Here is a 15,828-nt window from a genome sequence, read left to right on the forward strand (position 1 = left end):
TCGGCTCCTCAGTGGGTCGCGGTCGCTGTTCGGCTCAGGGCCGGTTCGAGATCTTCGTGCAGGACGGTCGAGAGGTTGTCGGTCAGGAAGGCCTCGCGCATCGAGGCTCGTTGGACCTTGCCGCTGGTGGTGCGGTGCACGGAGCGGCTCTCGACGAGGACGACGCTCGGTGCGGGGACATCGAAACCACGGGCGACCGCGATCTTGATCGTCGAGGTCAGCTCGGCGAGGGTGGTGCCGCGCAGCAGCGCTGTCTTGATGCCCTGCACGACGACGAGTCGTTCCCGGCCACCCGCTTCGACCGAGACGGCCACGCCGGTGGTGAGCGCGGGATGCGATTGCTCCACCAGTTCCTCGACGTCCTGCGGGTAGAGGTTTCGGCCGTTGACGATCAGCAGGTCCTTGAGCCGTCCGGTCACGAACAGCTCGCCGTCGCGCAGCATCCCGAGGTCGCCGGTGCGCAGGAACGGCCCTTCGTCGCCGAGGTAGGCGTCGAAGGTGTGCCTGGTCGCCTCGGGCCGGTTCCAGTAGCCGGCCGCGACGCTGTCGCCGCGAACCCAGATCTCGCCGACGGTGTCGTCGACGGACTGCTGTCCGGTGTGCGGGTCGACGATACGGACGGTGAGACCGCGCGCCGGTTGTCCGCAACCGACCAGCACGCTGTCGGGCCCGTCGGTGACGGCAGGTTGCGCATCGATACGCCCCGCGGTGACGAGCAGTGTCGCCTCGGCCAGACCGTAGGCGGGTAGCAGCGCGCTCGGGCGCCACCCCGCGGGGGCGAGCCGGTCGCGCACCGCGGCGATGGTGCGTGCGCGGACCGGCTCGGCGCCGCACAACGCCACCTCGAGGGTGGACAGATCGAGGGTGGCCACTTGTTCGTCGGTGGCGCGCGCCGCGATCAGCTCGTAGGCGAAGTTCGGGGCGGCGGTGCAGGTCGCGCGGTACTTGTCGATCGCCTGTAGCCAGCGCACCGGCCGCTTGAGGAAGGTGGTGGGCGACATGAACACCAGGTTCGCGCCCGCGTAGATCGAGGCGAGCAGCGATCCGATCAAGCCCATGTCGTGAAATTGTGGAATCCAGGTGACGCCGGTCGAGGTGTCATCGATCCCGATCGACGTGGCGATCGCGGCCTCGTTGTGCAGGAGATTGCCGTGGGTGACGACGACGCCCTTCGGTGTGCCCGTCGAGCCGGACGTGTACTGCAGGAACGCGATGGTGCCGGTGTCGATGTCCGGCAGGCGCCATGCGTCGGGGTCACCGAGTCGCTCGTCGGTGGACACCACGGTCGTGGTCGTCGCCGCGGCGATCATCGGCTGGAAATTGGCGGTGGTGAGAACCAGTCGAGCGCCGGAATCGGCGATGACGCCCGCCACCCGTCGGGTGCTGCGTTCGTCGTGCGGCACGGGCGCGGGCACCGCGATGACGCCCGCGTAGAGGCAGCCGAGAAAGGCTCGCAGGAATGCCAGGCCGTCGTGGTAGAGCAGGACGACGGGCTCTGCCGATTCCGGCCGTTGCGCCAGCCACGCGGCGAGCGCCCTGGCATCGCGATCGAGCTCAGGGTAGGTGACGACCTCCTCGACGAGCTCGCGCCCCGCCTCGCGCAGATAGGTGTAGGAGCGGGTTTCGCCGTAGGCGCGAACCTGCTGCCTGACGTGGTGCACGTAGCTGGGCTGCATGTAGCCGTTCCTTCGCGGGGAGAAAGTCATAGGGGTCGACTATGACTATCCGCTCTCCGCGGCGGTCCGGATAGTGCCCGCGGGTATCGCCCAGCTAACCCGGGGGTGATCGCTGTCCACCCTTGGTGTGGGGACGACCCGCTCGAAGACGGCCCGGCGGCCCATGAGGTCTGTGCACCGGCTCCGACCAGCCGACCGCGCGGGTTGTCGCGGTCGGCCGGTTCGTGGCCGTTACCCGACGGTGGCCGGGGCGAAGGTCGAGCGTTCGAAGCGGCCTGCCGGGGCGAACTTCGCCAGCAACTCGCCCGCGTCCACCCCGGTGACCTCGGTGATATAGGCGGCGGCGTCGGCGGGGGAGTCGATCGGCAGGAACGGCTGTGGGCGGTGCAGCAGCCCGACCAACGCCGAGGCGAACTTCGGGTCGACGGCGGCGGTGGCGAAGAACTGGCCGCCGATGTCGGCGAACGCGGGATCGCTCAGGAACAGGCGGGTCACCTTGGCGGCGGCGTCGCTGCGGGCGGACAGAAACGCGGCGTATTGCTCGGTGATCCACTGCTCGTCGAACGCCCCCTCGTGCACGGCGGCGGCCGCGACAAGGCGCTGGGCCTGGATCAGCCCGCTCTGCGCGCCCTGGCCCGCGACCGGGTCGTAGGCGACCGCGGTGTCACCGAGTGCGGCGACCGGATGACCGCCGGCGGTATGCCCCACCCCGGCCCGCACGACCGGCCGGACCGCGCCCTTGAGCCAGGAGTGCGGGTCCTCGGGGATCACCCGGGTGGCCTGCACTTCCGGCAGGTCCCAGTCGATGTAGTCGCGGTAGAGGTCCTTCACGATGCGCAATGCCGACTCCGCCGAATCGGCTGCGGCGAAACGGGTTTCCCAGTCACTGCCGGGTCGGGCCCAGCCCAGGAACGCCCAGCTCGGGCCCGCGTCCTTGTGCAGGTACGGACCCCACCAGGCCTCACCCTGTTCGGCCAGAATGGAGAACAGGCTGTGCGCGCCGCCCGCCGGGCTCCGGTGCGCGAAGACGCCGGGGTCGAAGTCGAGGCCGGTCACGGTGACCGTGAGCAGCGAGCGCTGCGGCTTGTCGTAGACAGTGCGTTGCTCGTCGATCGGGAACAGGTCGGCCAGCCCGCCGCGGCCGGTGGCGACCAGGGTGAGGTCGTTGGCGGCGGCGATGGCGTCGAGGGATTCGACGGTGACCGGTTCGACGATGAAATCGCCGCCGCGTTCGAGGAAGGCCGTGAGGCGCTCATCGGCTTTGAGCCGGGTGTCGACGGCGACGCCGACATAGCCGTCGAAGGTGCCGTCGAAGGCGATCAGCTCGGCGTTGTCCGGTCCGGCGATGCGCACGCTGAGCCCGGTGTGGCGGGGCGCGCGCCCGGTGTAGCTGTCGAGCCCGAGGGCGGCCTCGGCCTGCTGGGTCTCGCCGAATTCGAGGGCGGTGCCGGTGGCGGGGACGTCGTCGCGCAGTGAACGTTGATCTCGGTCGCTGTAGAGGGTCACGGTGAAACCGGCGTCGAGCAGACCTAGCGCCGCAGTGACGCCGGTCTGGCCGGCGCCGATTACCGCGGCCGAACGAGGGGAACGGGAAACGGGATTCTGCGATGTCATATGGGTATGGTGCGCTCACCCGCACCCGATGATGAGTGTTGCGATCAGCGGGAATCGATCTGAATGCCTTGCGCTACAACGGATATGGACACGCACGCCGATGGCGCCAGGGCGAGTTCGTCCTGGCGCTGAGCGGCGTCGACCCGCTACGGCCGGGCGAGTGCCTCCGCGGACGCTGTGGTGCCGGTGTTCCGCTCGCCCGCGCTCCACCCGAAGGGCAGATCGGTGCCGTTGAGCAGGTAGTCACCTACAGCGCGAGCCTTGAAGAGGGCCGGATTGTGCACGGAGATCGTGCGGGCGTTGCGCCAATGCCGATCCAGCCGCAGCTGTTCGGACACGATCGAGGCGCCGCCGAGTTCGAACAATCGCGTGGTGGCGTCGAGCACGATGTCGATCACCCCGAGTTGTGCTTGCGCAGCGGCCAATTCGGCCGCCACGAGCGCTTCCTCGTCCTTCGCCCCGGCATCGAGTACCTCGTCGAGCACATCCGCTACGGCGAGCACCGCCGCTCGTGCGGTGAACGCCGCCGCCGACAATTTGCCGATCACCTGCTGGACGAGGGGGTCTTCGCGCGGGAGATCGGCGGCGGCGTGGGTGTAGGTGCGGGTGCGCGCGCTCACCCAGTCCCTGGCATCGCGTTCGGCGCGGGCGGCGATTCCCGCGAGCACCGCCAGCTGGACCAGTTGCAGGTAGGCGGTGGCATAGGTGGGGCCCGCGACACCGTAACCGGGGCCGAGGACGCGATCCTCGGCGACGACGACATCGGTGAATTCGGTGGTGCCGCTCGCGGTGAGCCGCTGCCCGAAACCGTCCCAGTCATCGTGTTGCACCACACCGGCGGCGTCCGCGTCGACCAGCACGCCGAGCCGCGCACCGTCGCTATCGGCCGCGACGAGGATGTGATCGGCGAACAGCGATCCGGTGCTGTAGTACTTCACGCCGTTGAGCAGCAGTCGGTCACCGTCGCGGGTCAGCCGAGTGCGGTACCGGTCGACCGCGCCGACCCCCGGTTCGGTGATCGCGTTGCCGACCAGGGTGCCCGCAGCCACCGCCCGCAGCCACCGCTCCCGCTCCGGTCCCACCGGAGCCAGCAGCTGATCCTCGACGAACGACCAGTGCACCCGCAGTGCCTGCGGCAAATTGGACTCCGCCGCCGCCAGGTCGATGAGCAGCCGGAACAGCTGCCGCACACTCACCCCGTAGCCACCGAACTCGATCGGCACCCGCAACGCCCCGAATTTTGCTTCCTTCAGCCAGCCCACCTCGTCGAACGGCAGCCGCCGATCGACTTCTCGCTCGACCGCGCCCACGGCGATCCGGTCGAATATCGGGGCGAAGATGGCGTCCAGCTCGGAATCGGTGGTCGATGGCGCGGCGGTGGAAGTCATCGCTCCACGATCGCGCAGGGGGTTGCCGGATTCACGGGTTGCGCGCACCGCGATCACAACAGCGCGCCCGGCGGTGCGCCCACCGCGGATCAGCGGTGGGCACACGGGTCAGTGTCCGCGGGCGATCCAGTCCGCGAGCGCGGGGCGCTCGGCGCCGATGGTGGTGGTGTCGCCGTGACCGGTGTGGACCGTTGTCTGCTCGGGAAGGGTGAGCAAGCGGTCGCGGATCGAGTCGATGATCGTGTCGAAATCGGAGAACGAGCGGCCGGTGGCGCCGGGGCCGCCCGCGAACAGGGTGTCACCGGTGAACAGGGCCGCGAGCTCGGGCAGGTACAGCGAGACCGAGCCGGGGGAGTGACCGGGGGTGTGCAGGATGTCGATATCGGTGCCCGCCACCGTGATTCGGGTGGTGTCGGCCAGCGAGTGATAGTCCGTGGTCGGGTGGGTCATCCGCCACAGCGGCTCGTCGCCGGGATGCAGCAGGACGGGGGCGTCGAGGCGCTGCGCGAGTTCCGGGGCGACGGTCACGTGGTCGTTGTGGCCGTGGGTGCACAGGATCGCGGTGACGTGCCGGTCGCCGACCGCGGCGGCGATGGTATCGGCATCGTGGGCGGCGTCGATGACGAGCACCTCGGTGTCGTCACCGATGAGCCACACATTGTTGTCGACGTCCCAGGTGCCCCCGTCGAGCGCGAAAGTGCCCGAGGTGACGACTCTTTCGACGCGGGTCATGACACCACCACCGAACGCAGCACCCGGCCGTCGGCCATCGCGGCGAATGCCTGCTCGACCTCGTCGATGCCGATCCGCTCGGTGACGAACCGGTCCAGCGGCAGTCGGCCCTGGCGGTACAGATCGATGAGCATCGGGAAGTCGCGCTCGGGCAGGCAATCGCCGTACCAGGAGGATTTCAGCGAGCCGCCGTGCGAGAAGAAGTCGATGAGCGGCATCTCCAACGTCATGTCGGGGGTCGGGACCCCGACGAGCACGACCGTGCCCGCCAGGTCACGACCGTAGAACGCCTGCTGCCAGGTCTCCGGGCGGCCGACCGCGTCGATCACGACATCGGCGCCGAAACCGTCGGTGAGTTCCTTGATCCGCTCGACCACGTCCTCGCTGGTCGCGTCGATGGTGTGGGTGGCGCCGAAGTCCTTGGCCCAGTCGAGCTTTCGCTGGTCGCGGTCGATCGCGATGATCGTGCCCGCGCCGGCCAGGCGCGCACCGGCGATGGCGGCGTCACCGACGCCGCCGCACCCGATCACCGCGACGCTGTCACCGCGCGAGACGTTGCCGGTGTTCACGGCCGCGCCGATCCCGGCCATCACGCCACAGCCGAGCAGACCGGCGACGGCCGGGTCGGTCTCGGGATCGACCTTGGTGCACTGCTTTTCGTGCACGAGGGTCTTGTCGGCGAATGCGCCGACGCCCAGCGCCGGGGTGAGCGGGGTGCCGTCGGTGAGCGTCATCGCGACGCTGGCGTTGTGGGTGTCGAAGCAGTACCAGGGACGTCCGTGCCGACACGCTCGGCATTCGCCGCAGACCGCCCGCCAGTTGAGGACGACGTAATCGCCCTCGGCCACGTGGGTCACGGCGGCGCCGACGGACTCGACCACACCGGCGGCCTCGTGGCCGAGCAGGAACGGGAACTCGTCGTTGATCCCGCCGTCGCGATAGTGCAGGTCGGTGTGGCACACCCCGCAGGCCTGGACGCGGACGACCACATCGTGCGGTCCCGGATCGGGAATCACGATGTCGACCGTTTCGACCGGCGCGTCCTTCGCGCGGGCGATGACTCCGCGGACAGTGTCTGGCATGCGGACCTCCTCATGGTTGGCGTGGATCTACGCCAACGCTAGCGGGACCGGTCAGTTCGGGATGGGCGGGATCTCACCTGTCGGACTGCCGAGTTCTTCCTTCACGTGGTGCTCTACGAGCAACGGCACGTAATCGCGGATGTGCACCTGCCCGAACGCGTCGTAGACGTTGTGCACGATGTCGGTGAGCTCGGCGGGCGCGATGGTCGGGTACCGGATGATCAATCGCTCGATGACCTCGTCGAGTTGGCGGTTCTCCTGAGTAGTCATAGTCAGGGGGTACCCGCCGATCCCGTCGATCAACGAGTCCTCGCCTACTTCTCGTCGAAAACCAGGTCTGTCGGCGGGTGGGTGAGGCGGACCGTCGTCCCGTCGATCACGGTGATCGCGTCCAGACCGGTGGTGGAGTGACCGGTCGACAGGATGAAGTACTTGTCAGCCGCCTGGGCGAGGAAGGCGGGAAAGCCGGCCAGCGACAGATCGCCGTCGCCGAGTTCGAGATAGTCGGCGAGGCGGCGGAACAGTTTCGGGAGCAGCACGACGTCGTCGGTGAGCGAGGTCGGCGCGTTCAGCGCGGCGCCGGTGGTCGTCGCGTCGTCGGGCCACACGCCGAGTCCGCCCGCGGCGGCGGCGATCGAGACGGCGGCGAACTCCTCGCGCAAGGCGGGGAACAGGCTGCGATAGAACGTGGGGTAGGCGAGGCCGGTCGCGAGCTGATGGTGGTTGAGCGTGAGGCGCAACAGCGCGATGTCGACGAATGTCTCACTGCCCGAGGCCCCGGGTGCCTGTCCACGCCCGGCGAATGCCACGCACCGCCCGTGCAGGTCGGCGCCGCGGGTCAGGATGAAACCGGGAACATCGGCCTGGTCGGTGCTGGTCACCGTCTCGCTCGCGTTGCGGACCACGCCGGTGAAGCCGAGCCACGCCAGCAATTCCTCGGCTGCGCCACGGGCCAGGGCCAGCGGCTGGTGCACGCGGGTGCCGTGGCGTGGCGTGTAGTGGGTTTCGAGCGAATCGATACCGTCGAGGCGCAACTGCGCGGACCCCGAGGCGTTGCGTTTGACCCGATGCGGACCGCCCACCCGGTCCCACAGCGCGGGGTCGTCGGGCCGGAAGCGCACCGAATCACCATCGGGCTGTGCGCCTTTGGCGACGAAGACTCCGGAGATCAGCAGAAACGGCATCGCGCGCCCTTCGGCTCGTCGGTATTCGCCGACCCGCAGCGCGCGGGAAACCGCGTGGGGCGGCGTGGATCTCGACCACACTGTCGATCAGACACCCAGTCTGGGCACAGGTCGCGCGCGGGGCAAGACGCGTCGGGGATGGTTCGGTGCTGTTCACCTCCCCGTCATCGTCGGTCGGTGTCCGGTCCGATCCGCGCCAGTACCGCGCTGACCACCAGGCACGCGCTGTCCACCACATCGGCCGTCGGCTGGCGGTAGGCATCGAGCACCCATTTCTGGGCGATGACCACGATGGCGCCGACCAGCCCGAACAGCACCGTGCGGACACTGACGGCCGGGTGGGTTTCGAGGTCGACATGCGGGGTGATCAGGGCCAGGCAGATATCGACCAACGCGTCCAGCACGTCGTAATAGGCCCGGTCGACGGCGGGGCTCACGCCGAGGATCTCGAAGAACGCGATCCGGGGAATCCTGGGGTCGTCACGGATGAGCTGGAAGTATGCTGTGAGGCCGACGCGCACCTGAGTATCGACCGTGTCGCCCTCGCGCAGACCGGTATGGATCGCCTCGATCATCTTCGCGGCGATCTCGCGGTACACCTCGAGCAGCAGATCCTCGCTGTCGGTGAAGGATTCGTAGAAGTAGCGTTTGCCGACACCGGCCGCCGCGCAGATCGTGGTGACGGTGGTGTTGCGGTAGCCGTCGACGCCGAAGGCCTCCGTCGCGGCTTCGAGCAGGCGGATGCGGCGCTCGTGCTGACGTTGCCCCGGAGCGGCGCCGCGGTACCGGCGGCCATCGTCGAGTTCGGACGCTGTCACAGCCTCGATTCTGTCAGGTGGCCGCTGGGGGATGCGCGGGGGCGCTGACCATGGATCGCGCCGAGTGGGTTCTTGCGATCGGACGTGACCCACGCTACGTTACTTCCCGGTACGGGAACGTCATGGTTCCCGATGGTGGAGGGCTGAACCGAAGCATGAGCACACATCGTGGGCGGCTGGCTGCGCTGGTCGCATCCGTCGTCGTAATGGCAGGGGCTGTCGCATCCGCGCCGGTCGGACAGGCAGCGCCGAATGCCGAAGGGCTCGACGCGCAGTTCCTCGCCACCCATAACGGTCCGCAGCAGTATCCCAACGTCTTCATCGAATGGGACGTGCCGATCACCATGAGTGATGGCACCGTATTGAAAGCCAACGTCTATCACCCGGCCGGCGCGGACGGTCAGCCCGTCGCCGAGCCGACACCCACCATCGTCAACATGACGCCGTACACCAAGCTGGTCACCAACGTCGCCGACTCGGCGCTCGCGGTCCCCGGCCTGTCGGACCTGCTGCTGCCGGTGCTGCAGAACCTGGACTTCACGCCGTTCGGTTACAGCAGTCTCAGCGACATGATGAACGCGCTGCCGGGCGGCGCCGCCCGCACCTTCGGCGTGGACCGGAATCTGATCCGCGGCGGCTACACGCAGGTGGTCGTCGACGTGCGCGGCACCGGCTTCTCGCAGGGCACCTGGCAGGTGTTCGGTGAACGTGAGCAACTCGACGGTGTGGAAATCGTCGACTGGGCCGCGAAACAGGGTTGGTCCGACGGCAAGATCGGGATGAGCGGCATCTCCTATTCGGCGATCAACCAGCTGCATACCGCGCAGCGCCATCCCGCGGCGCTCAAGGCGATCTTCCCGATCGTGCCGGGTAGCGACCTGATCCGCGATGTCGCGGCCCCCGGTGGCGCGCTCGGGATCGGGTTCATCCCGGCCTGGCTGCTCGCCGTCGACGGCGCGAAGCTGCTGCCCGACCTGATGTCGATGCTGAACGGCAAATTCGACTGGGTGTGGCTGCGCGACCGGGTGCGCGACCCGTTCACCTTCTTCAACGTGCTCATCGCCGCGCTCACCACGCCCAACGTGGAGCAGATCCCGCCGGAGATGGCGGCGATTCTCGACGACGAGAGCGCGCTGCGGACCGCCTGGGTGGGCTCGCCGGATCAGGTGCGGGTGCCGACCTTCCTGTACGGCGGCTGGCACGACATCTTCACCTACTCCACTCCGCGTATCTACAACGCGGTGAACGTGCCCGCCGAGCAGAAGAAGCTCGTCATGGACGACATCTACCACGTCACGGTGACCTCGGGCCTCGGTCAGCCGGGTGCTCCGGCGCCCGCGGATTCGTTGCAGCGCGCGTGGTTCGACAAGTGGCTCAAGGGAATCGACAACGGTATCGACCGGTACGACCCGGTGACGTTGTGGCAGCAGGGCAGTGGGCAGTGGACCGCCGACGTCGCCTTCCCCCGCCCGGGCATGCAATACCGGCGGATGTACCTCGACGCCGCCGCCTCCGGCACCGCCCCGGGTGCTCGCCACGACGGCAGCCTGCGCACTGCTCCCGGTGCCGCGCACCGTGTTTCGGTAGATCCGAGCCTGACCACCATCTGCTCGCGCGACGCGTCGCAGGGCACCGCCGGACTGGTTCCGCTGCCCGATGTCTGCGCCAAGGACGCCCGGATCAGCGAGGGCGCCGCGCTCACCTTCACCACGACGCCGGTGAACGTGCCGACGCGGATCTCCGGCCCGATCGCCGCCCACCTGAACACCGTGCTCGACGCCACCGACGGCTACTGGACGGTGACGGTGAATGATGTCGCCCCCGACGGCACCTCGACGGTCTGGTCGCAGGGCCAGCTGACCGCGTCGCTGCGCGCGATCGACGAGGGCAAGGCCACCCGCTCGCCCAACGGTGACTACACGGACCCGTATCCGTACCTCACCCTGGATACCCGTGCGCCGATCGTGCCCGGCGAGCCGACGACGATCGACATCGGCGTCCGCGCCACCGACGGTGTCCTGCTGCCGGGCCACCGCCTGCGCGTCGACGTCTTCGCGGGCAACTTCCCCAGCGGAATCCCGCTGCGGCCGTTGCTGAACGAAAGCGGCCTGCGCACCCAGCACCTCGAGCTGGACCCCGCGCGCCCGAGCTGGATCAACGTCCCCCTGGACACCGATCCCGGCTGGTGAGCACTGGCTGACCCCCCCTCCGAAGTCGCACCGGATCGCTGATCGCGCGACAGCGGAGGCGGGGTTTGCCACTATCGCGACCGAGTGCGACCCGAACCGCCTGTGTCGACCTCGCGCGCAGGTCAGCCGCGGCCGAGGGCGTCGGCCAGTTCCTGCTTGTTCATCTTGGAGCGGCCGTCGATATTGCGGCGGCGGGCCTCGTCGTAGAGCTGATCGCGGGTCTTGCCGCCGCCGGATCGCGATCCCTTGGTCTCACCGTGTTCGGCGCGGGTCTTGTTGACCGTGGCCGCGGCGATCTGCTCGGCACGCTTCTCGCTGCGGCCACGGTCGCGCTCGGATTTCTTGATGTCTTCGTACTGTCGTTCGCGCTTGTCGCTCCATGCTTGCTGAGGCATAGCCGGATCCCTTCTGCTCGGTGAGCGGTCTGGTAGCCGCCTACCCGGCGCTCGACTCGGGAAACACCGTCGGTGGCCGCGATCCGGCGCTCGGTTCCTGGCACACTGTTCTGGTGGGCGCATCGGCCGAAGCTGTGAAACGGGTCTGGCGGTGGGTCCGCAGTGCGCCGGGCACCTACCTCTGGCTGACGGCCCTGGCCGTCACGACCGTGATCATCGAACTGCTTCCGCCCGACGAAGCCGAAGAGTGGCTCGGTAGCCGCTCGACCAACCTGTACCACCTGGGTGAGGACCCGCTGCGGGTGCTGATCACCAGCGCGTTCTGGACCGATGGCAGCGGATGGTTCGCCTACGCGGTGCTCTTCACGATCTTCCACGCCAACGCCGAACGCTGGCTGGGGACGCTGCGCTGGCTGGTGGTGGTGATACTCGCGCATGTGGGCGCCACCTATCTCAGTCAGGGCGTGCTGCTGTGGGCGATTCACAGCGACGATGCGCCCGAGCGGGCGATCTTCGCCCTCGATGTCGGTGTCAGCTACGGACTCGCCGGTGTCGCCGCGGTCCTGGCCTACCGATTCACAACGCCGTGGCGCTGGATCTACGTCCTCGGGGTCCTCGCGGTCGTGGTTCCGCCGGTCGTCATGAACCGCACATTCACCGATATCGGACACGCCAGCGCCGCCGCCCTCGGTTTCGCGTGCTACCCGCTCACCCGAGGGAGCGGACGTCCGTGGGATATCGGAGTCCTGCTGAAGTGGCGGCCCTCGATGCGACGCTGATTGCCGATTATTAGCCGGGGTGGTCGTAGTCGTGGTAAGTAGTGGGGAGACACATTTAGGTGTTACGTACAGTTATGGTTAGTTGTATCATCGGAGCTACCGAGCAGGGCGCAATGTCGCGACCTGGCGCATGGAGGTTCGTGCGCGGTTGATCGAGGAGTACCGATGAAGCTATTTCCTTGGAGAAGCGAAAACCCGGAGATCGATCCGGGCGTCGTGGCGTTGCACGCGCGCAACGTCCGCTTCGACTGGTCCGATGTCGACCTCCAGTGGATGTCGGCCGAACCGATCGCCGGTCACCTGATCAGCGCGCTGAACATGCTGCTGCCCGAGGGCGAGCGCATGTTCATCGAGACCTATCGCGAGGCATTGCCCTACGTCAAGGACGCGAAGCTGCGCGAGGACATGCTCGGTTTCATCGGGCAGGAGGCGATGCACGCGCAGACCCACGGCAAGGTGCTCGACGAGGTCTTCACCGCCCACGGCGTCGATGTGAGCCCGTATCTGGCGCAGATGGAGTACCTGTTCCGCAGCTCGCTCGGCCCGCGCGGCGGTGACGATCGCGCCGGTCGCCAGATGCTGATCGAGCGGCTGGCCTTCATCGCCTGCCTCGAACACTTCTTCGCCTGGCTCGGTGACTGGGTGCTCAACGCCGACCTCGAGAAGTTCGGCGCCGATCCGCGCATGGCCGACCTGTTCCGCTGGCACGGCGCCGAAGAGGTCGAACATCGCAATGTCGCCCACGAGGTCGCGGAATATTTCGGGGTCGGCTACGTCCGGCGCTGCGCGTCGATGACGCTGGTGTTCCCGATCTTCCTCGTCGTGCTGGTGCGTGGTGCGCGGTTCCTCGTCCAGCAGGATCCGCAACTGCCCGATCAGGGCTACGCGCGCGTGCTCGCCGGGGTGTTCGGCGCGATGTGGCGCGGTGCGCTGCCCGGGGTCCCGTCGCTGCTGGCGAGCGCGCTGTCGACCTTCCAGCCCGGCTACCACCCGCAGTCGGTCGGCTCGACGGCGCAGGCGATCGCGTATCTGGCCGCCTCGCCCGGCGCCCGCGCGGCGGCGTCGTGACCACGCGCGAGTTGCCCGCCGATCTCTACGGCAGACACCGCCACGATCCGGCGATGAAGGTCATCGACGCCATCGCGGCCGCTCGGTTGCGCTGGAGCGCGCTGGTCAACCGCGGTGATCTGCGACCGCGCGTCGACGGGCGCCGCCTGTCGGTGGTGGTGACCGAGCGCCGGATCGAAGCCCACGATCAGGACGTGGTGAGTCTTCGCCTCGAAGCCTCCGACGGTCGCGTGGTGCCGCGGTGGCGGCCGGGGGCGCATCTGGACCTGGAACTGCCGTCGGGTCGGCTGCGTCAGTATTCGCTGTGTGGCGATCCCGCCGACGAGCGCGCCTACCGCATCGCCGTGCGCCGCATCCCCGGTGGCGGTGGCGGCTCGGTCGAAGTCCACGACGAACTGCCCGTCGGTAGCCGTTTCGTGGTGCGCGGGCCGCGCAATGCCTTCCCCTTCGCCGTGCCCGGCCACGGATCACCGTCGCGGCGACTGCATTTCGTGGCGGGCGGGATCGGCATCACCCCGATTCTGCCGATGGCCCGGCTCGCGCACCGGCTCGGTGTGCCGTGGACGCTGGTCTACAGCGGACGCAGTCGCGACACCATCCCGTTCCTGGACGAGATCGAGAGCTTCGGCGCGAACGTCATCGTGCGCACCGATGACGAGCACGGCCTGCCCACCGCGGCGGACCTGCTGCCCGATGTCGGACCGGGCACCGCTGTCTACGCGTGTGGCCCGACCCCGATGACCTCCTCGATCGTCGCCGCGGTTCGCGAGATGGCCGAGGTGGAACTGCATTTCGAGCGATTCTCGCCGCCGCCGATCGTGAACGGCACCCCGTTCGAGATCGAATTCGCGTCCAGCGGTGCGGTGGTGACCGTCGATGCCGACCGCACCGTGCTGGACACGATCCTCGATTCCCGACCCGACCAGCCCTACTCGTGCAGGCAGGGTTTCTGTGGCACCTGCGTGGTGCGGGTTCGCTCGGGCGAACCGGACCATCGCGAGACCACGCTGTCCGATGCCGACCATGCCGACGGCGCCCTGCTGGCCTGCGTATCGCGTTCCCGTGGTGCGCGTTTGGTGCTCGACCTGTGATGTCCCCGCTGGACAAGGAGTCCGAAAGATCATGACGAACGACAGCCCGAGACCGGCGAACCAGCGCACCGTCCGCAGCGGTGATTTCGACATCGCCGTCTTCGAATACGGCGACCCGGCTGCCGACACCGTGGTGCTCGTGCACGGCTGGCCCGACACTCATCACCTGTGGGACCGGGTGATTCCGCTGCTCAGCGAACGCTTCCACGTGGTCGCCTACGACACCCGTGGGCACGGCGAATCCACCCGCACCCAGCGCACCGACGACTTCCGCCTCGACGAACTCGCGCGCGACTTCTACGCCGTGATCGACACGGTGAGCCCCGACCGCCCGGTGCATGTGCTCGCCCACGACTGGGGTTCGGTGCAGGTGTGGGAGGCGGTGTGCGAACCGCGGGCCACCGAGCGCGTCGCCTCGTTCACCTCGGTCTCGGGCCCCAACCTCGACCACCTGTCCGCCTGGGTGCGCGACCGGCTCTCCCGCCCCACCTTGCGCAATGTGTGGCAGCCGGTGACCCAGCTGGCCTCCTCGGCCTACACCTTCTTCTTCATGACGCCCGGACTGCCGCGTGCCACATTCAACGCCATCGGCACTGAAAAGCTGTGGCAGCGCGCGGTGTCGATCATGAACGACACCCCCGCCGCCAATGTGAAGCTCGGCTCGACCTTCCGTCGCGACATGGTCGACGGGCTGCTGATCTATCGCGCGAATATCGTGGCGCGCATGCTCTCCCCGCGTGAGCGTCGCACCGAGGTACCGGTGCAGCTGATCGTGGCGGGACGCGATGTCGCCGTGCGGCCCGCCGGCTACGACGATTCGGGCAAGTGGACCGATCGGCTGTGGCGTCGTGACGTGCCCGCCGGGCACTGGATGCCGTTCTCCCATCCGGAGCTGCTCGCGACCGCGACCACCGAGCTGATCGACGCGCTCGACGGCGCCGGTGTCGCTCGTGGGCTGGCCAGGGCCGAAGTAGGCTCCACGCGAAGAGAATTCGAACACAAGCTGGTGGTCATCACGGGTGGCGGCAGCGGTATCGGCCGCGAGACCGCGCTGGCCTTCGCCCGACTCGGCGCCGACGTGGTGGTCTCCGATGTCAACGAAATCGCCGCCAAGGCCACCGCGGAGCTCATCGCGGCCGAAGGTGGTGTGGCGCACTCCTACCCGCTCGATGTGTCGAACGAGGACGCGGTGCGCGCGCACGCCGACACCGTGATCGCCGCACACGGCGTGCCCGACGTCCTCGTCAACAATGCCGGTGTCGGCCAGGCGGGCGGATTCCTCGACACGCCCTCGGAGGAATTCGACCGCGTACTGCGGATCAACCTCGGCGGTGTCGTCAACGGCTGCCGGGCCTTCGGTGCGGCGATGGCCGATCGCGGCCTCGGCGGACACATCGTGAACCTGTCCAGCATGGCCGCCTACAGCCCGCAGCGCGACATGGCGGCTTACGCCACCAGCAAGTCGGCGGTTTTCATGTTCTCCGACTGCCTGCGTGCCGAACTGGCCGACCGCGGCATCTCGGTGTCGACCGTGTGCCCGGGCATCGTGCACACCAACATCGTCGCCACCACCCGCATCTCGGGTGTCTCCGCCGACGAGGAAGCCGCCGCGCAGCAGAAGTTCGACAAGCTGTACGAGCGGCGCGGCTACACCCCCGACCGGGTGGCGGCGCAGATCGTGAAGGCCGTGCGGACCGGGCGCGACATCGTGCCGGTGACGCCGGAGTCGTGGGTGCAGTACCGGCTCAACCGGCTCGCACCCGGCGCGGTGCGGTTCGCCGCGCGCCGGATGAAGCTGGTCTAGCTCGGCTG

Annotated in this window: 14 protein-coding genes; 5 read left to right on the forward strand and 9 right to left on the reverse strand. The window is 68.4% G+C overall.

The window, feature by feature from the left end:
- Positions 1 to 8: 8 nt before the first annotated feature.
- The 8 genes from NA12_RS25465 to NA12_RS25500 form a co-directional block, all read right to left on the reverse strand.
- Positions 9 to 1,676 (reverse strand): fatty acyl-AMP ligase, encoded by a 1,668-nt coding sequence (locus tag NA12_RS25465; protein ID WP_067456403.1) that lies wholly within the window; start codon positions 1,674 to 1,676, stop codon positions 9 to 11.
- A 231-nt stretch (positions 1,677 to 1,907) separates the two neighbouring features.
- Complete coding sequence (locus NA12_RS25470; RefSeq protein WP_067456407.1) at positions 1,908 to 3,290, reverse strand: styrene monooxygenase/indole monooxygenase family protein; 1,383 nt, start codon at positions 3,288 to 3,290, stop codon at positions 1,908 to 1,910.
- A 146-nt stretch (positions 3,291 to 3,436) separates the two neighbouring features.
- A complete protein-coding gene (locus NA12_RS25475; protein ID WP_067456561.1) occupies positions 3,437 to 4,678 on the reverse strand; it encodes an acyl-CoA dehydrogenase family protein in 1,242 nt (413 codons plus the stop codon).
- 108 nt (positions 4,679 to 4,786) lie between these two features.
- Positions 4,787 to 5,410: an MBL fold metallo-hydrolase gene (locus NA12_RS25480; RefSeq protein ID WP_067456409.1), complete on the reverse strand. Its 624-nt coding sequence runs from the start codon at positions 5,408 to 5,410 to the stop codon at positions 4,787 to 4,789.
- Positions 5,407 to 6,492: an S-(hydroxymethyl)mycothiol dehydrogenase gene (locus NA12_RS25485; RefSeq protein ID WP_067456412.1), complete on the reverse strand. Its 1,086-nt coding sequence runs from the start codon at positions 6,490 to 6,492 to the stop codon at positions 5,407 to 5,409. Before NA12_RS25485 ends, NA12_RS25480 begins: the two co-directional genes overlap by 4 nt.
- Before the next feature lie 51 nt (positions 6,493 to 6,543).
- Positions 6,544 to 6,762 carry a three-helix bundle dimerization domain-containing protein gene (locus tag NA12_RS25490; protein WP_067456415.1) on the reverse strand — a complete coding sequence of 73 codons (219 nt, stop codon included), beginning with the start codon at positions 6,760 to 6,762 and terminating at the stop codon, positions 6,544 to 6,546.
- Positions 6,763 to 6,806: 44 nt separating this feature from the next.
- Entirely contained in the window at positions 6,807 to 7,676 is an 870-nt protein-coding gene (locus NA12_RS25495; RefSeq protein ID WP_067456564.1) for a nuclease, read from the reverse strand.
- Positions 7,677 to 7,840: 164 nt separating this feature from the next.
- A complete protein-coding gene (locus NA12_RS25500; RefSeq protein ID WP_067456418.1) occupies positions 7,841 to 8,494 on the reverse strand; it encodes a TetR/AcrR family transcriptional regulator in 654 nt (217 codons plus the stop codon).
- Between the two features lie 155 nt (positions 8,495 to 8,649).
- Between NA12_RS25500 and NA12_RS25505 the strand changes: the two genes are divergently transcribed.
- Positions 8,650 to 10,683 (forward strand): CocE/NonD family hydrolase, encoded by a 2,034-nt coding sequence (locus tag NA12_RS25505; RefSeq protein ID WP_067456422.1) that lies wholly within the window; start codon positions 8,650 to 8,652, stop codon positions 10,681 to 10,683.
- A gap of 122 nt (positions 10,684 to 10,805) precedes the next feature.
- Here the strand turns inward: NA12_RS25505 and NA12_RS25510 are convergent, their stop codons facing one another.
- Positions 10,806 to 11,078, reverse strand: coding sequence for a plasmid stabilization protein (locus NA12_RS25510; RefSeq protein WP_067456425.1), 273 nt, complete (start codon positions 11,076 to 11,078; stop codon positions 10,806 to 10,808).
- Between the two features lie 20 nt (positions 11,079 to 11,098).
- Between NA12_RS25510 and NA12_RS25515 the strand changes: the two genes are divergently transcribed.
- The 4 genes from NA12_RS25515 (at position 11,099) to NA12_RS25530 (ending at position 15,820) form a co-directional block, all read left to right on the forward strand.
- Positions 11,099 to 11,857 (forward strand): rhomboid-like protein, encoded by a 759-nt coding sequence (locus NA12_RS25515; protein WP_243655073.1) that lies wholly within the window; start codon positions 11,099 to 11,101, stop codon positions 11,855 to 11,857.
- 165 nt (positions 11,858 to 12,022) lie between these two features.
- On the forward strand, positions 12,023 to 12,925 hold the full coding sequence (locus NA12_RS25520) for a metal-dependent hydrolase (RefSeq protein ID WP_067456428.1): 903 nt from the start codon (positions 12,023 to 12,025) through the stop codon (positions 12,923 to 12,925).
- A complete protein-coding gene (locus tag NA12_RS25525) occupies positions 12,922 to 14,016 on the forward strand; it encodes a PDR/VanB family oxidoreductase (RefSeq protein ID WP_067456431.1) in 1,095 nt (364 codons plus the stop codon). The genes NA12_RS25520 and NA12_RS25525 overlap by 4 nt, the downstream gene beginning before the upstream one ends.
- A gap of 31 nt (positions 14,017 to 14,047) precedes the next feature.
- The gene (locus NA12_RS25530) at positions 14,048 to 15,820 is read left to right on the forward strand and encodes an SDR family oxidoreductase (protein WP_067456434.1); all 1,773 of its coding nucleotides are present in this window, start codon (positions 14,048 to 14,050) and stop codon (positions 15,818 to 15,820) included.
- Positions 15,821 to 15,828 lie beyond the last annotated feature (8 nt).

It is taken from the genome of Nocardia alba NBRC 108234 (genome assembly GCF_001612665.1).
Lineage (GTDB): Bacteria > Actinomycetota > Actinomycetes > Mycobacteriales > Mycobacteriaceae > Nocardia > Nocardia alba.